Origin of the sequence: Halorubrum salsamenti (genome assembly GCF_007671685.1) — an archaeon.
Classification (GTDB): domain Archaea; phylum Halobacteriota; class Halobacteria; order Halobacteriales; family Haloferacaceae; genus Halorubrum; species Halorubrum salsamenti.
Window position 1 is genome coordinate 96,168 of the sequence record NZ_VCNL01000001.1, and the last position, 20,190, is coordinate 116,357.

General features: G+C 68.4%; 20 protein-coding genes. 15 read left to right on the forward strand and 5 right to left on the reverse strand.

The features are described 5' to 3' along the window. The 8 genes from FGL94_RS00500 to FGL94_RS00535 all read left to right on the forward strand — a co-directional run bounded on the left by FGL94_RS00500 (nt 1) and on the right by FGL94_RS00535 (nt 7,018). Nucleotides 1-462 carry a NuoI/complex I 23 kDa subunit family protein gene (locus FGL94_RS00500; protein WP_006629674.1) on the forward strand — a complete coding sequence of 154 codons (462 nt, stop codon included), beginning with the start codon at nt 1-3 and terminating at the stop codon, nt 460-462. Between the two features lie 49 nt (nt 463-511). Continuing rightward, nucleotides 512-778: an NADH-quinone oxidoreductase subunit J gene (locus tag FGL94_RS00505; RefSeq protein ID WP_144919912.1), complete on the forward strand. Its 267-nt coding sequence runs from the start codon at nt 512-514 to the stop codon at nt 776-778. Then, nucleotides 775-1,131, forward strand: coding sequence for a hypothetical protein (locus FGL94_RS00510; RefSeq protein ID WP_144919914.1), 357 nt, complete (start codon nt 775-777; stop codon nt 1,129-1,131). Before FGL94_RS00505 ends, FGL94_RS00510 begins: the two co-directional genes overlap by 4 nt. Then, a complete protein-coding gene (gene nuoK / locus FGL94_RS00515; protein WP_144919916.1) occupies nt 1,131-1,451 on the forward strand; it encodes an NADH-quinone oxidoreductase subunit NuoK in 321 nt (106 codons plus the stop codon). Before FGL94_RS00510 ends, nuoK begins: the two co-directional genes overlap by 1 nt. Before the next feature lies 1 nt (nt 1,452). Beyond that, on the forward strand, nt 1,453-3,495 hold the full coding sequence (gene nuoL / locus FGL94_RS00520) for an NADH-quinone oxidoreductase subunit L (protein ID WP_144919918.1): 2,043 nt from the start codon (nt 1,453-1,455) through the stop codon (nt 3,493-3,495). Continuing rightward, complete coding sequence (locus FGL94_RS00525) at nt 3,495-5,024, forward strand: complex I subunit 4 family protein (protein ID WP_144919920.1); 1,530 nt, start codon at nt 3,495-3,497, stop codon at nt 5,022-5,024. Before nuoL ends, FGL94_RS00525 begins: the two co-directional genes overlap by 1 nt. Further along, complete coding sequence (locus FGL94_RS00530) at nt 5,017-6,528, forward strand: NADH-quinone oxidoreductase subunit N (protein WP_144919922.1); 1,512 nt, start codon at nt 5,017-5,019, stop codon at nt 6,526-6,528. Before FGL94_RS00525 ends, FGL94_RS00530 begins: the two co-directional genes overlap by 8 nt. A gap of 88 nt (nt 6,529-6,616) precedes the next feature. After that, a complete protein-coding gene (locus tag FGL94_RS00535) occupies nt 6,617-7,018 on the forward strand; it encodes a hypothetical protein (RefSeq protein ID WP_144919925.1) in 402 nt (133 codons plus the stop codon). A 7-nt stretch (nt 7,019-7,025) separates the two neighbouring features. Here FGL94_RS00535 and FGL94_RS00540 read toward each other — a convergent pair whose 3' ends face one another. Genes FGL94_RS00540 through FGL94_RS00550 form a run of 3 tightly spaced genes read right to left on the reverse strand, consistent with a single transcriptional unit; the run spans nt 7,026 to nt 9,054 of the window. Further along, the gene (locus FGL94_RS00540) at nt 7,026-7,253 is read right to left on the reverse strand and encodes an H/ACA ribonucleoprotein complex subunit GAR1 (protein ID WP_144919927.1); all 228 of its coding nucleotides are present in this window, start codon (nt 7,251-7,253) and stop codon (nt 7,026-7,028) included. A 2-nt stretch (nt 7,254-7,255) separates the two neighbouring features. Further along, a complete protein-coding gene (srp19, locus tag FGL94_RS00545; protein ID WP_144919929.1) occupies nt 7,256-7,534 on the reverse strand; it encodes a signal recognition particle subunit SRP19 in 279 nt (92 codons plus the stop codon). Nucleotides 7,535-7,593: 59 nt separating this feature from the next. Then, the gene (locus FGL94_RS00550; RefSeq protein WP_144919931.1) at nt 7,594-9,054 is read right to left on the reverse strand and encodes a PAS domain-containing sensor histidine kinase; all 1,461 of its coding nucleotides are present in this window, start codon (nt 9,052-9,054) and stop codon (nt 7,594-7,596) included. 167 nt (nt 9,055-9,221) lie between these two features. On the opposite strand from FGL94_RS00550, the gene alaS reads away from it, so the two are divergent. The 5 genes from alaS (at nt 9,222) to citZ (ending at nt 16,937) form a co-directional block, all read left to right on the forward strand. Further along, nucleotides 9,222-12,002, forward strand: coding sequence for an alanine--tRNA ligase (gene alaS / locus FGL94_RS00555; RefSeq protein WP_144919933.1), 2,781 nt, complete (start codon nt 9,222-9,224; stop codon nt 12,000-12,002). 21 nt (nt 12,003-12,023) lie between these two features. Next, a complete protein-coding gene (locus tag FGL94_RS00560; RefSeq protein WP_144919935.1) occupies nt 12,024-12,830 on the forward strand; it encodes an alpha/beta fold hydrolase in 807 nt (268 codons plus the stop codon). Nucleotides 12,831-12,927: 97 nt separating this feature from the next. Further along, nucleotides 12,928-13,644, forward strand: a complete 717-nt coding sequence (locus FGL94_RS00565; RefSeq protein ID WP_144919937.1) for a type 1 glutamine amidotransferase — start codon at nt 12,928-12,930, stop codon at nt 13,642-13,644. Nucleotides 13,645-13,722: 78 nt separating this feature from the next. Next, nucleotides 13,723-15,618, forward strand: a complete 1,896-nt coding sequence (locus tag FGL94_RS00570; protein WP_144919939.1) for a PINc/VapC family ATPase — start codon at nt 13,723-13,725, stop codon at nt 15,616-15,618. 170 nt (nt 15,619-15,788) lie between these two features. Next, nucleotides 15,789-16,937 (forward strand): citrate synthase, encoded by a 1,149-nt coding sequence (gene citZ, locus FGL94_RS00575; protein ID WP_144919941.1) that lies wholly within the window; start codon nt 15,789-15,791, stop codon nt 16,935-16,937. A gap of 6 nt (nt 16,938-16,943) precedes the next feature. On the opposite strand, the gene FGL94_RS00580 is transcribed toward citZ, so the two are convergent. Then, entirely contained in the window at nt 16,944-17,783 is an 840-nt protein-coding gene (locus FGL94_RS00580; protein ID WP_144919943.1) for an SDR family NAD(P)-dependent oxidoreductase, read from the reverse strand. Next, nucleotides 17,780-18,832 (reverse strand): M42 family metallopeptidase, encoded by a 1,053-nt coding sequence (locus FGL94_RS00585; RefSeq protein ID WP_144919945.1) that lies wholly within the window; start codon nt 18,830-18,832, stop codon nt 17,780-17,782. The genes FGL94_RS00580 and FGL94_RS00585 overlap by 4 nt, the downstream gene beginning before the upstream one ends. A 160-nt stretch (nt 18,833-18,992) precedes the next feature. On the opposite strand from FGL94_RS00585, the gene FGL94_RS00590 reads away from it, so the two are divergent. Both FGL94_RS00590 and FGL94_RS00595 read left to right on the forward strand, forming a co-directional pair. After that, on the forward strand, nt 18,993-19,250 hold the full coding sequence (locus tag FGL94_RS00590; protein ID WP_144919947.1) for an MTH865 family protein: 258 nt from the start codon (nt 18,993-18,995) through the stop codon (nt 19,248-19,250). A gap of 85 nt (nt 19,251-19,335) precedes the next feature. Beyond that, nucleotides 19,336-20,145, forward strand: coding sequence for a J domain-containing protein (locus FGL94_RS00595; RefSeq protein WP_144919949.1), 810 nt, complete (start codon nt 19,336-19,338; stop codon nt 20,143-20,145). Nucleotides 20,146-20,190 lie beyond the last annotated feature (45 nt).

The window sequence follows — 20,190 nt, forward strand, 5'->3', positions numbered from 1 at the left end:
ATGATCGGACTTATGAAATCCATGGCGACGACGATGAAGCACGCGCTCGACGGGAAGACGTTCACGGTGGAATATCCGGAGGACGCGCCCGAGGTGAGCCCGCGCTTCCGCGGCGTCCACAAGTTCAGTCAGGAGCGGTGTATCTGGTGTCGACAGTGCGAGAACGTCTGCCCGAACGACACGATCCAGATCGTGCAGGACGACCAGCGCAACGGCGAGCAGTACAACCTCCACATCGGCCAGTGCATCTACTGCCGGCTCTGTGAGGAGGTCTGCCCCGTCGACGCCATCCTGCTGACGCAGAACTTCGAGTTCACCGCGGACACGAAGGACGACTTCGTGTTCAACAAAGAACAGCTCAAGAACGTCCCGTGGTACAAGGGAATCGACCCGCTGGAGTCCCGGAACCCCGATCGCGGCGCGTGGATCGGGGAGGGAGACGGCGAGGTCGACTACCAGTAGCGGGCGCGTCTCGAAATCTTCAAAGGGACTCTCATAGGAGACAAACACAATGGTTTATGCTACCATCGCGTTCGGGCTGTTCGCCGCGGTCACGCTGGCGTTCGGCCTCGGGGTCGTCCTAGCGCGCGACGTGTTCCACGCCGCGTTGCTTCTAGGCGGTGCCCTGACGAGCGTTGCGGTGCATTACGTGATGCTGCAGGCGGAGTTCATCGCCGCCATGCAGATCCTCGTCTACGTGGGCGGGGTCTTAATTCTCGTCACGTTCGCCGTGATGCTCACGCGATCGAACACGGAAACGGAGGTGAATAGCGCATGAGTAACGATGACTCCCGGAGCCGCGGGCGTCTCGTTCCCGCAGTCGCGGTCGGACTGCTGTTCGCGATAATGGCCATGACGGTGCTGTCGGCCGACTTCGGTGAGGTCGCGGCGTTCCCGGCGGACGCGTCGATCGTCCACAACATCGGGTACGCCCTCTTTAATCTCGCCGAGTACGAGCTCGGATCTGTGCCCTCGGAAGGGTTCCTCGCCGCGTTCCTGATCGCCGCCGTCGCGCTCGACGTGGCCGTCGACGGCGCGGTTTACCTCGCGAAACGCGAGGAGGACGGCTCCATCGTCTCCGCGATGGGCGAGGCGCTCACCGACGGCGGGCGCGAGGGGGGTGAGCGGTAATGACCGCCGTCGCCTCCTCGATCCCGCCCGAGTGGTACCTGCTGCTTGCCGCCGCCGTGTTCTGTATCGGCCTGTTCGGCGTGCTCACCCGGAGTGACGCGCTGTACTTCCTGATGAGCGTCGAACTCATGATGAACGCCGCGAACATCAACTTCGTCGCGTTCGCGCTGTACTACGGCGACCTCACGGGACAGGTGTTCGCGCTGTTCGTCATCGCGCTCGCGGCCGCGGAGGTCGCGATCGGGATCGGCATCATCCTCGTGTTGTACCGCAACTTCGGCGTCACCGACGTGACCGTTCCAACGGAGATGAGGTGGTAACATGATAGACGTGTTCTCATACGTTCCGGCGATCGTTCTCCTCCCGTTCTTCTCGTTCCTGATCGCTCTCGGTGTCGGGAAGTACCTCCCGAAGGGCGGCGCCTTCGGCGGCATCGCGGCGACGGCGGGGTCGTTCCTGCTCTCGCTGTGGGTGCTCGCGACGGTGGCGGGCGGGGAGGCGGCGAATCGAACGCTCTACACGTGGGCGAGCGCGGGCGGCATCGGCCCGACGGACGTCGAACTGTCCTTCGGGATTCTGGTCGACCCGCTGTCGGCGCTCATGCTCGTCATCGTGACGCTCGTGTCGCTTCTGGTCCACGTGTTCTCGCTCGGCTACATGAACGACGAGGGCGAGACGGGGCTGCCCCGGTACTACGCCGGGCTCGGCCTGTTCTCGGCCTCGATGCTCGGCTTCGTCGTCGCCGACAACCTGCTGATGGCGTTCATGTTCTTCGAGCTGGTCGGGCTCTGCTCGTACCTGCTCATCGGCTTCCACTTCCGGGAGCCCGGCCCGCCGTCGGCGGCGAAGAAGGCGTTCCTCGTCACGCGGTTCGGGGACTACTTCTTCCTGATCGGCGTCGTCGCGGTGATCGCGACGTTCGGCACCGCGCAGTTCGCGGGGACCGAGTCGTTCCCCGCCCTCGCTGAGGCCGCGCTCGCCGGAGAGGGCTCGGTCGCGTGGACGCCCGGCGGACTCGAACTCCAGACGTGGCTGACGGTCGTCGGCCTGCTGGTGTTGGGCGGCGTCGTCGGGAAGTCCGCGCAGTTCCCGCTGCACACGTGGCTCCCCGACGCGATGGAGGGCCCGACGCCCGTCTCCGCGCTCATCCACGCCGCGACGATGGTGGCGGCCGGCGTCTACCTCGTCGCGCGCATGTACGGGTTCTACGCCCTGACGCCGACGACGCTCGCGGTGATCGCCTTCATCGGCGGCTTCACCGCGCTGTTCGCGGCGACGATGGGCGTCGTGAAAGACGAACTGAAGCAGGTGCTCGCGTACTCCACCATCTCGCAGTACGGGTACATGATGCTCGCGCTCGGCGCGGGCGGGTACGTGGCCGCGGTCTTCCACCTGACCACCCACGCCTTCTTCAAGGCCCTGCTGTTCCTCGGCGCCGGTGCGGTGATTATCGCGATGCACCACAACGAGGACATGTGGGACATGGGCGGGCTCAAATCGAAGATGCCCGTCACGTACTACACCTTCCTGGCCGGATCGCTGGCGCTCGCGGGCATCTTCCCGTTCGCCGGCTTCTGGTCGAAAGACGAGATCCTCTACGAGGCGCTCGTCCACGGGCTCAACGATCCGCTGCTGCTCGGCGGCTACCTGATGGGGCTGCTCGCGGTGCCGGTCACCGCCTTCTACACCTTCCGGATGGTGTTCCTGACGTTCCACGGCGAGCCTCGGACCGAGACCGCCCGCGACCCCGAATCCGTTCGCTGGAACGTGAAGGGACCGCTGACGGTGCTGGGCGTGCTCGCGGTCGTCACCGGCTTCATCAACATGGTGCCGGTCCAGAAGGTCCTCGGACTGGAGGGGATCGACCTGCTCCACCTCTGGCTCGACAACGAGTGGGGCGGCATTGAGGGGCTCTCCTCGCATCACTACGGCGACATCGGGCCGTACAGTAGCGGGTACCTCGTCGGCGGCGAGGTCGGTACAGTCCTCGTCGGCGCGGCCGTCTCGCTCGGCTTGGCGCTGACCGGGCTCCTCGTCGCCTGGCGGCTCTACAACGTTCCGTCGCCGACGGAGCACACGGCGAAGCTCGGCGGGATCAAAGACGTGCTGTACAACAACTACTACTTGGACGAACTGCAGGTATGGCTCGCGTATCGCACCGAAGACGTCGCCGGCGGCGCTAACACCTTCGATCAGGGGATCATCGACGGCGTCGTCAACGGCGTCTCGTCGGTGAGCCTCTTCGGCGGGAGTCGGGTCCGCCGGCTTCAGAGCGGCGTGGTCTCGCAGTACGCCACGCTGCTCACGCTGGGGCTCGTCGCGTTGCTTCTCGCGCTCGGCGTGACCGGGGGGTGGTTCCTGTGATGATCGAAGCCCTCATCGGGTTCACGTTCGTGGCCGCGCTCCTCGTGCTGCTCGCGCCGGACGAGTGGGCGGGTCGGCTGGCGTTCGCGTTCAGCCTGCTCCCGTTCGTCGGTTCGATGTATCTCTGGTCCGGCTTCGACGGCGCCGGCAACGCCCTCACGGGCGGCGACATCGCGTACGCGACCCAGATCGAGTGGCTGGAGGTCGGCGGTCGGACCGTGTCGTGGTTCGTCGGCGTCGACGGGATCAGCCTCCCGCTCGTCGTGCTTACGACGTTCCTCGTTCCGCTCGCGATCGTGAGCGCGTGGACGCCGATAGACGCTCGTCAGAGCCAGTTCTACGGGCTCATGCTGTTCATGGAGGCGAACCTGCTCGGCGTGTTCACCGCACTCGACTTCTTCCTCTGGTTCGTCTTCTGGGAGGCCGTCCTCGTGCCGATGTACTTCCTCATCGGCATCTGGGGCGGTCCCCGCCGGAAGTACGCCGCGATCAAGTTCTTCGTCTACACGAACGCGGCGTCGCTGCTGATGTTCATCGGGTTCATGTCGCTGACGTTCGCGCTCGGCGACTCGGCGAGTTCGTTCGCTCTCCCGGAGATCACGGGAGCGATCGCCGACGGCGGTCTCGGGACGTGGTTCGGCATCTCGCCGGACCGAATCGCGATGGTCGCGTTCCTCGCGATGTTCCTCGGGTTCGCGGTGAAGGTCCCGATCGTTCCGTTCCACACGTGGCTGCCGGACGCCCACGTTGAGGCCCCGACGCCCGTGTCGGTGCTGCTGGCGGGCGTCCTCCTGAAGATGGGGACGTACGCGCTGCTCCGGTTCAACTTCACGATGCTTCCGGATCAGGCGTCCGCACTCGCGATTCCGATCGGCGCCATCGCCGTCATCAGCGTCATCTACGGCGCGATGCTGGCGCTGGCTCAGAAGGACCTCAAGCGGATCGTCGCGTACTCCTCCGTCTCGTCGATGGGATACGTCATCCTCGGGCTGATCGTGTTCACCGAGTACGGCGTCGGCGGCGCGACCTTCCAGATGGTCGCGCACGGCCTCATCTCGGGGCTGATGTTCATGGCCGTCGGCGTCATCTACAACGCGACGCACACGCGGATGGTCGGCGACATGTCCGGCATGGCCGACCGGATGCCCGTGGCGGTGGGCATCTTCGTCGCCGGTGCGTTCGGGTACATGGGGCTCCCGCTGATGGCCGGCTTCGCCGGTGAGTTCTTCATCTTCGTGGGGTCGTTCTCCGCCCCGGCGCTTCCGTACGCACCGATCTTCACGGCGCTCGCGATGTTCGGTATCGTCATCGTCGCCGGATACTTGCTGTCGGCGATGCAGAGCACGCTGTTCGGGCCCTTCGAGCTCGAAACCGACTACGACGTGGGTCCCGCGCCGTTCCACGACGTCGCCCCGCTCGCGGTGCTCCTGGTGGCGATCATCGTGCTCGGCGTGGCGCCCGACATCTTCTTCGAGATGATCCGTGACGCCGCCGTTCCCGTGGTCGAGGGGGTGACTATCGATGGTTAACACGCTTCCGCAGGTCGCGGCGCTGTTGCCCGTCTTCCTGCTCGCGTTCACCGGGCTCGCGCTGCTGCTGGTCGATACCATTACCCCTGATGCGCGGTCGAACACCTCGATGGCGGTCGTCGGCGCGCTCGGGTCGCTCGCCGCGCTCGCGGCGAGCGTCTGGCTGGTCGTCTCCGGCACCGGAAGCGCCGACACCGGCGGCGCGATCACCCTGTTCGCCGAGGCGATCAAGGTGGACACGATGGCGCTGTTCTTCACCGCCATCTTCGCGTCCGTGACGGCGCTGGTCGTCGTCGCGGCCCACGACTACTTCCACGACCACGAGAGCCCGGCGGCGTTCTACTCGCTCGTCGTGTTCGCGGCGACCGGGATGGCGCTGCTCGCGGCCGCGAACTCGCTCGCGGTCCTCTTCGTCGCCTTGGAGATGGTGTCGCTGCCGTCGTACGTGCTCGTCGCGTACCTCAAGCGGAACCGCGGCAGCGTCGAGGCGGGGATGAAGTACTTCCTCGTCGGGGCGCTCTCCTCGGCGATCTTCCTGTTCGGCATCTCCCTCGTGTACGCGGCGACGGGGTCGCTGCTGCTCAGCGATGTCGCCGAGGGGATCGGCTCGCTCGACGGCCTCGCCGGCGTCGCCGGTCTCGGCATCGTGATGATCGTCGGGGGCGTCGCGTTCAAGACCGCCTCCGTCCCGTTCCACTTCTGGGCGCCGGAGGCGTACGAGGGCGCGCCCGCACCGGTGAGCGCGTTCCTCTCGTCCGCCTCGAAGGCGGCCGGCTTCGTGATCGCGTTCCGCCTGTTCACCGAGGCGTTCCCGGTCGGCGCGTCGCTCGCCGCCGGCATCGACTGGGTGCTGGCGTTCGGTATTCTCGCGGCCGTGACGATGACGCTCGGTAACTTCGCGGCGGCCGTTCAGGAGGAGGTCAAGCGGATGCTCGCGTACTCCTCCATCGGGCACGCGGGCTACGTGCTCATCGGCGTCGCGGCCCTGTCGCAGGACGGGGGCGCCAACGGCGCCGTGATGGGCGCGGCGATGGCGCACCTGCTCGTCTACGGGTTCATGAACACCGGCGCGTTCCTCTTCGTCGCGATGGCGGAGCGGTGGGGCGTCGGCCGGACCTTCGAGGACTACGCCGGGCTCGCGCGGCGCGCGCCCGTCGCCTCGACGGCGATGGCCGTGTTCATGTTCTCGCTCGCCGGGCTGCCGCCGTTCGCCGGCTTCTTCTCGAAGTACTTCCTGTTCATGGGCGCCATCGACAACGGCTTCCTGTGGCTGGCGGCGTTCGGTGCCGTCAACAGCGTCGTCTCGCTGTACTACTACAGTCGGGTCGTGAAGGCGCTGTTCATCGACGACCCGGCGTCGTCGAGTTCGCTGGACGCGATCGACGTGCGGCCGACCGGGCTGTACGCCGCGGTCGTCTTCGCGGCGGTCGCGACGGTGCTTCTCCTGCCCGGCTTCGGACCGGTCATCGAGACCGCCGAGGCCGCGGCGTCGGCGCTGTTCTAGCGCTTCGACGCGCCTCGCGGCGCTTTCGGCTTCTGCTTTTCGCACCGGTACCCGCAGGTATTAGCGCGTCCGTCGCCTCCGTGGACCCGTGAGCAGAACCCGGACCTACCGCTGTTTGAATTGTCTCGAACACACGGAGACTCGCGAGTTCGACACCTCGCACCTGTCGGTGACGTGTCCGAACTGCGAGTCGTTCGAGCGGTTCGTCAACGAGGCGGTGTACCAGCAGTTCCGGGCGTTCGAGGAGTCACCGCCGGGAGAACTCGACTGGGAGCGGCTCGATCGGACCGAGAAGCTCGTCGTCGCGGAGCGGCTCGCCCGCTCGACGAAGACGATCGAGGACTTCGCCGTCGTGGAGAGTAACAGAGATGGAGGCGAAGACGAGGACGGGGACGAGGAGGGGAACGGAAACGGCGACGTCGACAAAGACGAGGACGAAAGCGCTGGGGGCCCCGCTGAGAACCCGGCTGAGGCGCCGACTCCCGAGTAGGGCTGCGTCAGCGCGCGTACAGCTTCCCGCCGACGAGCGCCGCGACGTCGTCGTCGCTCGGCGTCACCGCCACGTAGGGGCGATCGACCGGGCCGAACACGTCGACGACGCGGCCGACCGTCGCGAGCGACTCGTCGACCACGGACGAGCCGATCCGGGGCGGTTCCTCGTCCGCCTCGGCGCGCGCGATGGCGAGCCCCCCGGTGGTGCGAACGACGGTGCCGACGCGGCGCATCGTCACTCCCGGATGACCCCGAGGTAGGCGGCGATCGCCTGCACGAGGTCGTTTTTCGCGGTGTCTTCGGTCCCTCGAACCACTACCGCGCCCCGCGGAGCGAACTCGCGGGAGTAGGTTTTCTCGCGTTCGATCACCGCGTCGTAGCCGACCTGTTGGACAGCCTTCGCGATCTCGTCGACGGTGGGCTCCTCTATCGCGAGGTCCATCGGGACGCGACGCCCTTCCGACCGCGACCGGTCGGCGTCGAAGTACGCGGGATAGACGACGTTCTCGACCATATATCGGAGAGGCGAGCGCGTGGCGTAAGGTCGTTTCGGACCGGCTCGGTCCGGTGCGCTCACGAGGTTTTGAACTCGAACCGCGCGCCGCCGGACTCGCCGGTCAGCGCGCGGACCTCCCAGCCGTGTGCGTCGGCGATCCGTTTCGTGATCGCGAGCCCGAGGCCGGTGCCGTTCTCCGCGGTCGTGAACCCGCTCTCGAACAGGCGATCGCCCTCCTCGGGGAGCCCGCGACCGTCGTCTTCGACGAAAAAGCCCCTTCCCGCTGCCCCGTCATCGCCGCGGAATGCCGCATCGCCGACGCGCACGGTGAGGGGGTCGCCGTCGTCGTCCGGCGACTGTCGGCCGCGATCCACGCTGTCGTCGGGCTCCGCCCGACTGCAAGTCGAGCCGTGCTCGACACTGTTCCGGAACACGTTCTCAAGTAGCTCTCGCGTCCGGGTCGCGTTCGCGTCGACCGTCACGTCGCCGTCGACGACGAGCTCGACGCCGCCGGTGTCGACGCTCTCCCACGCGTCCCTCGCGAGCGCTTCGATGGAGACGGGTTCCGTCTCGCCGACTGACTCCCCCTGTCGAGCCAGCGAGAGCAAGTCACCGACGAGTTCGTCCATGCGGTTCAGCGCCCCAGCGGCCTTCTCGAGCTGGGCCGTCTCGTCGGTCTCTGTCGCGAGATCGACGTACCCCTTCGCGACGGAGAGCGGGTTCCGGAGGTCGTGGGAGACGATGCTCGCGAACTCGTCGAGCCGCCCGTTCTGTCGTTCCAGCGCCGCCTCGCGCTCGCGACGCTCCGTCACGTCGGTGTAGATGGCGTACCCGGAGACGTTCTCGGCGTCGAGCCGAATCGGCACGACGTGGAGGATGAAGTGTCCGATCCCGTCAGCGGTCTCGCGGGTGACCTCTCGTCTGACGTTCTCGCCGCGCTGGAGACGGTCGTTGAGTTCCGCGGCCTCGGCTTCGGCCTCGTCCGTGGGGGGAACGATGAAGTCGTCGACGGACTCGTCGACCACGGTCTCCGCGTCGTAGCCGAACGTTTCCTCGAACGCGTCGTTGACGCGGTGAACGATCGGTTCGCCGTCGACGTAGTCGTAGGCGATCGCCGGGTCAGGGACGTTCGAGAACAGCGCGAGCAGGCGATCGCGTTCGGCTCGCAGCGCCTCGTCGCTGCGGTCGACTTCCCGCTCCTCCCTGGCCGCGAGCCAGCGGAGCGTCGCGTCGAGGTCCGCCGGCGTGGTCGCGACCGCGTCGACGAGGGAGTCGGTCGCCGGCGGCGCGGCGGGGTCGTCGACGAGCGCGACCACGCGGAACGCTCCCTCGCGACCGCGGACCGCGTCGAGCCCGTCGACGTCGAGGACGACGGCCACGTCCGCCGCCGCGAGGTCGTCGACGACACGGGAACGAGCCTCCGCGTCGTCGACCGACGCGGGAGCGGCGCTATCCAACGCCTCGGCAACGTCGGCCGCCTCGTCCGCGTTTCCGGCGAGGACGAGAACGGACGACCGCCCGCTCGGCCCAGTGTTCACTATATCGATACATGTCCGGAGCGCGGATAAATTCACCTTCCGTCGTCGGTTTCTCCGGAATCTGGAACCGGCCAGTTGAGAAGACGGCGAGGACTCGCTGAACGCTCGCGGCGGGGACGCGAGGCACCCCGGAACCCTTTTGGAGGAACACGGGTCACGTTCCAGTAATGAGCGATCTCGAAGCGGAGTACCGTCTCGACTACTTCGAAGAGGAGGGGTTCGAGCGGAAGGAGTGTCCCTCCTGCGGCGCGCACTTCTGGACCCGCGACGCCGACCGCGAACTGTGCGGCGAGCCGCCCTGCGAGGACTACAGCTTCATCGACGACCCGGGCTTCCCGGAGGCGCACTCGCTCTCGGAGATGCGAGAGGCGTTCCTCTCGTTCTTCGAGGAGCACGGCCACGAGCGGGTCGACCCGTACCCGGTCGCGGCGAACCGCTGGCGCGACGACGTGCTCCTGACGCAGGCGTCGATCTACGACTTCCAGCCGCTCGTCACGTCGGGGCAGACGCCGCCGCCGGCGAATCCCCTCACCATCTCGCAGCCCTGCATCCGGATGCAGGATATCGACAACGTCGGCAAGACGGGCCGACACACGATGGCCTTCGAGATGATGGCCCACCACGCGTTCAACACGCGCGAGGAGGTCGACGAGGACGAGTACGCCTACCACGGCGAGGTGTACTGGAAAGACGAGACGGTCGAGTACTGCGACGAGCTGTTCGAGAGCCTCGGCGCGGACCTCGAAGAGATCACCTATATCGAGGACCCGTGGGTCGGCGGGGGCAACGCCGGTCCCGCGATCGAGGTTATTTATAAAGGCGCCGAGCTGGCGACGCTCGTCTTCATGTGCATGGAGCGGGACCCCGACGGCGACTACGAGATGAAGGACGGGCACACGTACTCGTTCATGGACACGTACATCGTCGACACCGGGTACGGGCTCGAGCGGTGGACGTGGATGAGCCAGGGGACGGCGACGGTGTACGAGGCGATCTATCCCGACGCGATCGACTTCCTCAAGGAGAACGCGGGGATCGAACGCACGGAGGAAGAACGGAAGCTCGTCCACCGCGCCGCGAAGCTCTCCGGCCGGCTCGACATCGACGACGTCGACGACGTGGAGGCCGCTCGCGGCGAGATAGCCGATCGGCTCGACGTCGATGTCGATCGCCTGCGCGAGCTGGTCGAGCCGCTCGAATCGATCTACGCGATCGCCGACCACTCGCGGACGCTCGCGTACATGTTCGGCGACGGGATCGTCCCCTCGAACGTCGGGACGGGCTACCTCGCGCGGATGGTGCTGCGGCGCACGAAGCGGCTCGTCGACGAGGTCGGGGTCGACGCCCCGCTCGACGAACTGGTCGACATGCAGGCCGAGCGGCTCGGCTACGAGAACCGCGACACGATCCGCGAGATCGTCCGCACCGAGGAGCGGAAGTACCGGAAGACGCTCGAACGCGGCTCCCGCAAGGTGGAGTCGCTCGCCGACGAGTACGCCGGCACGGGCGATCCGATCCCGACGGAGGCGCTGCTGGAGCTGTACGACTCCCACGGGATCCAGCCGGACATGGTCGCCGACATCGCCGAGGAGCGCGGCGCGACCGTCGACGTGCCGGACGACTTCTACGCGCTCGTCGCCGATCGCCACGAGGAGGAGGACGGCGAGGAGGCCCACGCCGAGCGAGACGACCGCTTCGACGATCTCCCGGCGACGGAGAAGCTGTTCTACGACGACCAGGGGCGCACCGAGTTCGAGGCGGTCGTCCTCGACGTGTTCGAGCGCGAGGAGGGGTACGACGTGGTGTTGGACCAGACGATGTTCTACCCGGAGGGCGGCGGACAGCCGGCCGACCGCGGGCAGCTCACGGCCGGCGAGACGACCGTCGACGTGGTCGACGTACAGGAGCGCGACGGCGTCGTACTCCACCGGACGGACGCCGACCCGGGTAAGGGAGAGTTCGTCAAGGGACAGGTCGACGGCGACCGCCGCGACCGGCTCCGCGCGCACCACACCGCGACGCACCTGATCGGCCACGCGGCCCGCGAGGTGCTCGGCGATCACGTCCGGCAGGCGGGCGCACAGAAGGGGATCGACTCCTCCCGGCTCGACGTCCGCCACTTCGAGCGGATCACCCGCGAACAGGTCCGGGAGATCGAACGCGTCGCCAACGACCTCGTCCGCGACGACGTGCCGGTCCGGCAGGAGTGGCCCGACCGCAACGAGGCGGAGGCCGAGCACGGCTTCGACTTGTATCAGGGCGGCGTCCCGCCGGGAACGAACGTCCGGCTGATCCACGTCGGCGACGCCGACGTGCAGGCCTGCGCCGGCACCCACGTCGAGCGAACCGGCGAGATCGGCGCGGTGAAGGTATTGAAGACGGAGCCCGTCCAAGACGGCGTCGAGCGGATCGTGTTCGCCGCGGGCGGCGCGGCGATCGAGGCGACCCAGCGCACCGAAGACGCGCTGTACGACGCGGCCGACGCGCTCGACGTCGACCCGCTCGACGTGCCCGAGACGGCCGAGCGGTTCTTCGACGAGTGGAAGGCGCGGGGCAAGGAGATCGAGTCGCTCAAAGAGGAGCTCGCGGCGGCGCGCGCCTCCGGCGGCGCCGACGCCGAGGAGGTCGACGTCGGCGGCGTCACCGCGGTGATCCAGCGGCTCGACGGCGACGCAGACGAGCTGCGCGCGACGGCGAACGCCCACGTCGACGACGGGAAGGTGGCGGTCGTCGGCAGCGGGGCGGGCGGCTCCGCGAGCTTCGTGGTCGGCGTCCCGGACGGCGTCGACGTGAACGCCGGGCAGGTCGTCTCGGAGCTCGCCGGGCGCGTCGGCGGCGGGGGCGGCGGCCCGCCGGACTTCGCGCAGGGCGGCGGTCCGGACGCGGACGCGCTCGACGACGCCCTCGACGCGGCGCCGGACGTCCTTCGCACCCTCCAAGAGGCCTGACCCCTTCCCAGCGAGTTCTCCATGCCCCACGCGAACAACGCCGGCGTCGAGATCCGGTACGAGGTCGACGCTCCCGACGTCGGCGACCCCGACGAGGCGGTCGTGTTCTGCGGCGACGTGGGGCTCGGCGCGTGGCAGTTCGGCTGGCAACACGCCGCGCTCGCCGGCCCGCACACGGTGATCACGCCCGAGACGCGGGGTGTCGGTCGGTCCGATGCGCCGCCGGGACCGTATACCGTCGAAGCGCTCGCGAGCGACGTGGACGCGGTGTGCGCCGCGGAGGGGGTCCGGAACGCGCACCTCGTCGGGTACGGGCTCGGCGGGATGGTCGCGCTCGCGTACGCGCTCGCCTCGTCGCGTCCGGCGAGTCTCTCGGTCATCGGGACGCCGCCGGCGGGCGACGCCTACAACCCCGACGGCGTGTGGGCCGATCCGTCGACGCCGGCGGCGGTGAAGGGATCGCTGAACGGGCTCCTCTCGGAGTCGTTCCGGGAGACGCACCCCGACGTGCTCTCGCGGATCGTCGAGTGGCGGCTCGGCGAGGACGCCGGCCGCGAGGCGTTCGAGGCCCACCGCGCCGCGGTCGAGGAGTTCGACGTCTCGGACCGGCTGTACGAGCTCACGACGCCGACCCTCGTCGTCCACGGGACCGAGGACACCGTCTGTCCGAAACCGGCCGCGGAGGGACTCGCCGAGGGGCTCCCGCGCGGGGAGCTCCACTCGGTCGCGGACGCGCGTCACCTCGTCGGCGTGGAGGCGTCCGCCGCGGTCAACGACGCCCTCGTCGGCTGGCTCGCGGAACACGCCGCGGACCCCTTCTCGGAGTGAGCGGGATTTCCAGCCGACCGAACTCGCCGCTCGCCGACGCCGGTAGCGCTTCCCGCCGTCGCAACCGTTTTTGCCCCGTCCCGCCTCGAAGCGTTCAATGACACGCCTCCGGTTCGCCCTGCTGAACGCCGCCCACGACGGCGCGAACACCCGACGGAACTTCCGCCGGGAGCTCGACGCCGACCTCGTCGAGTTCTCGGCCAGCGACGGCCACCTCCCCGACCACACCGAGTTCGACGGGGTTGTGGTCACCGGGTCCCGCTCGTCCGTCTACTGGGACGAGGAGTGGATCCCGCCGCTCGTCGACTACGTCGCCGAGGCCGCGGAGGCCGGTCTCCCGGTGCTCGGCGTCTGTTACGGCCACCAAGTGGTCGCCGAGGCGCTCGGCGGCCGCGTCGCCGGGATGGACGAGTTCGAGATCGGGTACAACGAGGTGCGCCACCGCGGCGACGACGAGCTGTTCGCGGGGATCGACGAGGAGTTCACCGTCTTCACGACCCACGGCGACGCGGTCGTGGAGCTCCCGCCGAGCGCGACCCTGCTCGCCGAGAACGACCACGGCGTCCACGCGTTCCGGGACGGCCACTGTTGGGGCGTGCAGTTCCACCCGGAGTACGACCTCGAAACGGCGCGAGAGGTCACGGAGGGGAAACGCGAGCGGCTCGGCGACGCCCGCGTCGATTCGGTGCTCTCCGAGATCACGCCCGAGGCCTACGACGCCGCCTGCGAGGCGAAGCCGCTGTTCGACAACTTCACCGAGTACGCCCGGCGGCTGAAGGCCGATCGGGGGGCGGTCGCGGCGGCCGACGACTGAGCTACGGAGCGATTTCCCGTCGACTCGGACGCCGACCGGGTCGAACACGCTTATACGGTTCCCGCTCGGAACCACGGTATGAACGTAGTACCGGACACCAGTGCGGTCGTGGACGGCCGCGTGTCCGAACGCGTCGAGGACGGGACCTACGCGGCGGCGACGGTGCTCGTCCCGGAGGCCGTCGTCGGCGAGCTGGAGTCGCAGGCCAACGACGGGCTCGAATCGGGCTGGGACGGGCTGAGCGAGCTCAAGCGGCTCGCCGACTTCGCCGACGAGGGGACGATCGAGCTGGAGTACGTCGGCGAGCGAGCCGACGGCGACGCCCGCTCGCACGCCCACGAGGGGGACGTGGACGCGCTGATCCGCGACATCGCCGCCGACCGCGACGCCACGCTCCTCTCCAGCGACATCGTGCAGGCCGAGGTCGCCCGCGCGAAGGGGATCGACGTCGAGTACGTCGAGCCGGTCGCCCGCGGCGTCGTCGACGAGCTTCCGATTCAGCAGTTCTTCACCGACGAGACGATGTCGGTCCACCTCAAGACGGGGACGAAGCCGAAGGCGAAGCGCGGGGCGCTCGGCGAGATGCGGTACGAGGTCATCGACGACGAGGAGACGAGCGAGGAGCAGATGGACGAGTGGGCCACCGCGATCGTCGATCTGGCGCGGCAGTCCAGCGAGGGGTTCATCGAGCTCTCCGACGACGGGATGGACATCGTCCAGTTCCGGAACTACCGGATCGCGGTCGGGCGCCCCCCGTTCGCGGACGGGATCGAGATCACGGCCGTGAGACCGATCGCGAAGACGACGCTCGACGACTACGAGTTCGCCGACGAGCTCCGCGAGCGGTTCCAAGAGCGGAAGCGCGGCGTGCTCATCTCGGGGTCGCCCGGCGCCGGGAAGTCGACGTTCGCGCAGGCGGTCGCGGAGTTCCTCAACGACAGCGACTACGCGGTCAAGACGATGGAGAAGCCGCGGGACCTGCAGGTCGGTCCGGAGATCACCCAGTACGGCGCGCTCGGCGGCGAGATGGAGAACACGGCCGACTCCCTGCTTTTGGTCCGCCCAGACTACACCATCTACGACGAGGTCCGGAAGACGAACGACTTCGAGGTGTTCTCGGACATGCGGATGGCCGGCGTCGGGATGGTCGGCGTCGTCCACGCCTCCCGCGCCATCGACGCGCTCCAGCGGCTCGTCGGCCGGGTCGAACTCGGGATGATCCCGCAGATCGTCGACACCGTCGTCTACATCGAGGCCGGCGAGGTCCACACCGTCTACGACGTGACGACGGAGGTGAAGGTGCCCGCCGGGCTCACCGCCGAGGACCTCGCGCGCCCCGTGATTCAGGTGTCGAACTTCGAGACGGGTCGGCCGGAGTACGAGATCTACACGTTCAACCGGCAGGTCGTCACGGTCCCGCTGAACGAGGACGGCGGCGAGGCCGAGAGCGAGACGGGCGTCGGTCGGATCGCGAAACAGGAGATCGAACGCGAGATCAAGTCGGTCGCGCACGGCCACGTCGACGTCGAGCTCAAGGGGAACGACGAGGCGGTGGTGTACGTCTCGGAGGGCGACATCGGCACCGTCATCGGGAAGGGCGGCGGCCGAATCAGCGACATCGAAAATCGGCTCGGGATCGAGATCGACGTCCGCACCCACGACGAGAAGCCGGGCGGGGGCGGTTCGGGCGGCGCCGGGCGCGGCGCGAACGGACAGGGAGACGGTCGGGGCGGACAGGTCGGCGAGGAGCGCGGCACCGTCGTGACCCCCGAGATCACCTCTCGACACGTCGTCATCGACGTCGACGCCGGCGTCGGCGAGACGGTCGAGGTGCGCGCGGACGGCGAGTACCTCTTCACCGCCACCGTCGGCCGCGGCGGTGAGGTGCAGGTGTCCCGCGGCTCCGCGATCGCCGAGGAGCTGGAAGACGCGATCGACCGGAAGCGCACCGTGACGGTCGTGCCGGCTCGCTGATCGTCGCGTTCCCACGCCGGTCTCGGGCGGGATCTCCGCGGTTCGTCGCGGCGGCGCTGGTAAACCGACTGACCGCGACGCCGTCGCCCGACGCGGATCGCTTCGACGATCGTCGTGCGTATTCCTCCTGAAAGATAACGCTTTTTTGGTGGTGGTCGGAACTTCCGTGCATGTCAGACGAGTTAAAGCGCGGGCTCGAAGGCGTCCTCGTCGCGGAGTCGGATCTGAGCTACGTCGACGGCGAGGTCGGCAAGCTCGTGTACCGTGGATACGACATCGAGGACCTCGCTCGGGGCGCGAGCTACGAGGAGGTGCTGTACCTCCTGTGGCACGGCTCGCTGCCGACGCGCGAGGAGCTCGACGACTTCGCCGCGGATCTCGCCGCCGAGCGCGCCGTCGACGACGACGTGCTCGACGCCGTTCGGACGCTCGCCGACGCGGGCGAACGCCCGATGGCCGCGCTGCGGACCGCGGTCTCCATGCTCTCGGCGTACGAGCCCGAGGTCGACGCGGACCCCGCGGACCTCGACGCGACGCTCCGGAAGGGCCGCCGGATCACGGCGAAGATCCCGACGGTCCTCGCGGCCTTCGAGCGCGCCCGGCAGGGCGAGGACCCGGTCGCGCCCGACCCGGACCTCTCGCACGCCGCGAACTTCCTCTACATGCTCACCGGGACCGAGCCCGACGACGTGAGCGCCGAGACGTTCGACATGGCGCTGACGCTCCACGCCGACCACGGGTTCAACGCCTCGACGTTCACGGCGATAGTGATCGGCTCGACGATGGCGGACGTGTACTCCGGCGTCACCGGCGGGATCGGCGCGCTCTCCGGGCCGCTCCACGGCGGCGCGAACCAGGACGTGATGGAGGTGCTTCAGGAGGTCGACGCCTCCGATAAGGACCCCGTGCAGTGGGTGAAAGACGCCCGCGAGGAGGGGCGGCGCATCCCCGGATTCGGCCACCGGGTTTATAAGGTGAAAGACCCCCGCGCGAAGATCCTCGAAGGGAAGCTTCGCGACCTCTCGGAGTCGTCCGGCGACACGAAGTGGCTCGACTACACCACCGCGATCGAAGAGTACCTCACCGATCAGGGACTGCTCGATAAGGGAATCGCCCCGAACGTCGACTTCTACTCCGGCTCCGTCTACGACTCGTTGGGCATTCCGGTCGACATGTACACCCCTATCTTCGCGATGAGCCGCGTCGGCGGCTGGCTCGCTCACATTGTGCAGTACCAGGAGGACAACCGCCTCATCCGCCCGCGGGCCCGATACACCGGCCCCGAGGCGTCGGAGTTCGTTCCCGTCGACGATCGGTAAGGGGCCTCAGTCGGCCGCCTGTCCCCCGTCGACGGGGATCGTGTGGCCGGTGATATACGACGCGTCCGACGAGCAGAGAAACGCGACGACCCCCGCCATTTCTTCCGGGTCAGCGATGCGATCCATCGGCACGTCGCGCATGGTCGACGTGTCGAAATCCGCGCGGAGCGTCCGGATCGCGGTGCGGACCAGCGCGGCGGCCGACCGGAGCCGGTCGCGGAACGACGCCGGTCCGGCGCCGCCGGTGCCGCCGAGGAGCCCCGACTGGATGTTCGTTTTCGTCGGCCCCGGAGCGATCGCGTTTACGCGGATCCCGCGGCTCGCGTTCTCCAGCGCGACCGACTTCGTGAGCCCGACGACGCCGTGTTTGCTGGCCGAGTAGCTGGAGAGCCCGCCCATCCCGACGAGCCCGGCCATCGAGGCGGTGTTGACGACCGCGCCGTGGCCCTGTCGTTTCATCACGGGAAGTTCCGCCTTCAGGCAGGTCCAGATCCCCTTGAGGTTCACGTCCACCAGCCGGTCCCACTTCTCCTCGGTGACCTCGGTCGTCTCGACGAAGTCGGTGAGGATGCCGGCGTTGTTGTGCGCGATGTCGAGGCTCCCGTACGTCTCGACCGCGACGTCGACCATCCGCTCGGCGGACGACGGGTCGGCCACGTCGACCTCGGCGAACGTGGCGTCCCTGCCCGCGTCGGCGATCTGGTCGACGGTCTCGCGGGCGGCTTCCGCGGCGATGTCAGCGGCGACGACGTTCGCTCCCTCGTCGGCGAAGCGGAGCGCCGTCGCCCGCCCGATCCCGGATCCGGCGCCCGTCACGACGGCGGTCTTCCCGGCGAATCGGTTCATAACGTGTAGTCGTGTTCGCCGGTCTCCGACTCCAGGAAGGCCGTTAGTAGGTCGATCGTCGCCGCCACGTCGTCGCCGTCGGCGGTCTCGGTGACGGTGTGGAGGTACCGCGTCGGGATCGAGATCGCGCCGACGGGCTTCGCGCCAGCGGTGTTCTGGAACCCGGCGGTGTCGGTGCCGCCCGCGGGCAACACCTCGTGCTGGTGGTCGATCCCCTCATCCTCGGCGACCGCGGTGAGCCGCTGGTGGACCTTCGGGCTGGTGATCACCGAGGAGTCCTTCAGCTTGACCGCGGCCCCGTCACCGAGTTCCGTCACGGCGTCGGCCGCGTCGTCGATCTGGGGCACGTCGTTCGCGACGGTCACGTCGAGGGCGATCGCGAGGTCGGGGTCGATGTCGACGCCGAGCGCGCGAGCACCGCGAAGTCCGACTTCCTCCTGAACGGTCGCCGCGAAGTGGACCGTCACGTCCGGGTCCTCGATCCGCTCGGCGGCTTCGAGCGTCGCGAACAGGCAGATCCGGTCGTCGAGCGCCTTCCCCGTGATCCGGTCGCCCATGCGAGTCGTCGTCTGATCGAGGGTGACCAGGTCGCCGACGCCGACGAGTTCCTCGACCGCCTCGGCGTCCCGTCCCACGTCGATGTAGGCGTCCGAGACCTCGTCCTCTTTTTCCTTCTGTTCGTCCGTGAGCGTGTGCGGCGGGACGGAGCCGATGACGCCGGTGAGGTCCTCCTCGCCGTGGACGGTGACGCGCTGCGCGCGCAGCACGCGGGCGTCGAACCCGCCGAGCGGGTCCACTTGGACGAACCCCTCGTCGGTGACGTGGCGGACCATGAAGCCGATCTCGTCCATGTGGGCCGCGACCGCGACCGAGTACTCCGAGTCGCCCTCGATCGTGGCGACGACGTTGCCCATCGCGTCGGTGCGGACGCGATCGGCGCGGTCGGCGAACTCGCGGCGGACGATCTCGCGGACCTCGTCCTCGTACCCCGGGACGCCTCGGGCCTCGGTCAACTCACGGAGCAGATCGTAATCGAACTCGAACGACATACGCTCTCCTCGCGACCCATCGACAAAGTTTCGCAGGTTCCGGAACGCGAACCCAGTTTCCCTGATCGCTCCGGCTCCGCCCGGTCCGCCATGTAAGAACCATCAATACGTTTATCGTTGTTCCGCAACGCTTTTGCGGGCCCTCCCGGGAAGTGGGTGTATGACAGACGTGAAAGCGGAACTCCGCGAACAGTTCTTAGAGGCCTTCGGCGGCGCCGACTTCCCGGTCGAGAACCAGATGGACCTGGTCCCCGCGCTCCCGGACGGGCCGGCCACGAAGTTTGAGGCCGGCGACGTGAGCCTCACCGCGATGGAGTTGGCCGCGAAGCTCGGCAGCGAACAGGAGTTCCCCTACGACACGCCCGAGGCGCTCGTCGACGACATCATCGACGGGCTCGAAGCGAAAGGGATGATCTGACCCCGCGATCGACGCGCCGCGTCTTCTTTGAATCGTCTGCTGAACCCGCCGAGAGGTTGATACGCTCGGAGCCGTAACTGCGGGCGTGGTCGTCGAGATCATCCGCCTCCTGCCGCCGTGGGTCGTGTTAGGCCTCGCGCTCGGCGCCGTCGCCTCCGGACTCGTCGCACTCGTCTTCTACCTCGGAGACCGGTACGTGGGACCGGTCTCGAGCGGGCGGCGAGGGGGCGCCGGTCCCGCGGGCACCGCCGCTGGCGCCGCCTCCGGAGCGACCGGCGACGAGCGCCGACAGCGGGAGATCCGCGAGTACCTGCGGGCGATCGACGAGCGGTTCCGCGAGGACCACGCGTTCGATAGCGTGACAGTTCCCTTCTACCTCCCCGAGCGCGGGGTCGCCGTCACGTTCGACGCGCACGACTACTTCAGACTGGAGGGCGAGGGTATCTACACCGTTCTCTGTGAACACGAAATGCCCGGCCGCGGGCTCGGTCGACGCCTCCCCTTCGACGTGCCGGAACCCGAGCGGACGACCGGCGGGCGGACCGGGGGAAGCAGGGGGCGCGTCGGCGGAGGCGGCCGGGCCGCCCGCGGCGGCGGGAGGAGCGTTGGCACGGCCGGACGCGACCCCGTCGCCGCCGCCTTCGCCGAACTCGACGTGGCGACCGACGCCGACGCCGCCGAGGTGAAACGCGCCTACCGCGAGCGCGTCAAGGAGACGCACCCCGATCAGGGCGGCGACGAGGAGGCGTTTCGGCGCGTTCGCGAGGCGTACGCGACCGCGCGCAACCACGTCGGCGAGGGTGATGGTCGCGTCCCGCGGACCGATCGCGACGCCCGATCGGGAAGCACCGGTCGCGACGACCGCTCCGACCCGCGGACGGGCTTCGGTCGGTGACTGTGTGAATCGACAACGCATAACTATAAGGATCGTTCAGGTAAA

Excerpts from the sequence above, each read along its gene's own strand:
- FGL94_RS00565 (WP_144919937.1), top strand. The coding sequence starts at position 12,928 with ATGACACGCCTCCGGTTCGCCCTGCTGAACGCCGCCCACGACGGCGCG.
- alaS (WP_144919933.1), top strand. The coding sequence starts at position 9,222 with ATGAGCGATCTCGAAGCGGAGTACCGTCTCGACTACTTCGAAGAGGAG.
- FGL94_RS00560 (WP_144919935.1), top strand. The coding sequence starts at position 12,024 with ATGCCCCACGCGAACAACGCCGGCGTCGAGATCCGGTACGAGGTCGAC.
- FGL94_RS00525 (WP_144919920.1), top strand. The coding sequence starts at position 3,495 with ATGATCGAAGCCCTCATCGGGTTCACGTTCGTGGCCGCGCTCCTCGTG.
- FGL94_RS00540 (WP_144919927.1), bottom strand. The coding sequence starts at position 7,253 with ATGCGCCGCGTCGGCACCGTCGTTCGCACCACCGGGGGGCTCGCCATC.
- FGL94_RS00570 (WP_144919939.1), top strand. The coding sequence starts at position 13,723 with ATGAACGTAGTACCGGACACCAGTGCGGTCGTGGACGGCCGCGTGTCC.
- nuoK (WP_144919916.1), top strand. The coding sequence starts at position 1,131 with ATGACCGCCGTCGCCTCCTCGATCCCGCCCGAGTGGTACCTGCTGCTT.
- FGL94_RS00505 (WP_144919912.1), top strand. The coding sequence starts at position 512 with ATGGTTTATGCTACCATCGCGTTCGGGCTGTTCGCCGCGGTCACGCTG.
- FGL94_RS00590 (WP_144919947.1), top strand. The coding sequence starts at position 18,993 with ATGACAGACGTGAAAGCGGAACTCCGCGAACAGTTCTTAGAGGCCTTC.
- FGL94_RS00510 (WP_144919914.1), top strand. The coding sequence starts at position 775 with ATGAGTAACGATGACTCCCGGAGCCGCGGGCGTCTCGTTCCCGCAGTC.
- FGL94_RS00530 (WP_144919922.1), top strand. The coding sequence starts at position 5,017 with ATGGTTAACACGCTTCCGCAGGTCGCGGCGCTGTTGCCCGTCTTCCTG.
- FGL94_RS00585 (WP_144919945.1), bottom strand. The coding sequence starts at position 18,832 with ATGTCGTTCGAGTTCGATTACGATCTGCTCCGTGAGTTGACCGAGGCC.
- FGL94_RS00500 (WP_006629674.1), top strand. The coding sequence starts at position 1 with ATGATCGGACTTATGAAATCCATGGCGACGACGATGAAGCACGCGCTC.
- nuoL (WP_144919918.1), top strand. The coding sequence starts at position 1,453 with ATGATAGACGTGTTCTCATACGTTCCGGCGATCGTTCTCCTCCCGTTC.
- citZ (WP_144919941.1), top strand. The coding sequence starts at position 15,789 with ATGTCAGACGAGTTAAAGCGCGGGCTCGAAGGCGTCCTCGTCGCGGAG.
- FGL94_RS00580 (WP_144919943.1), bottom strand. The coding sequence starts at position 17,783 with ATGAACCGATTCGCCGGGAAGACCGCCGTCGTGACGGGCGCCGGATCC.
- srp19 (WP_144919929.1), bottom strand. The coding sequence starts at position 7,534 with ATGGTCGAGAACGTCGTCTATCCCGCGTACTTCGACGCCGACCGGTCG.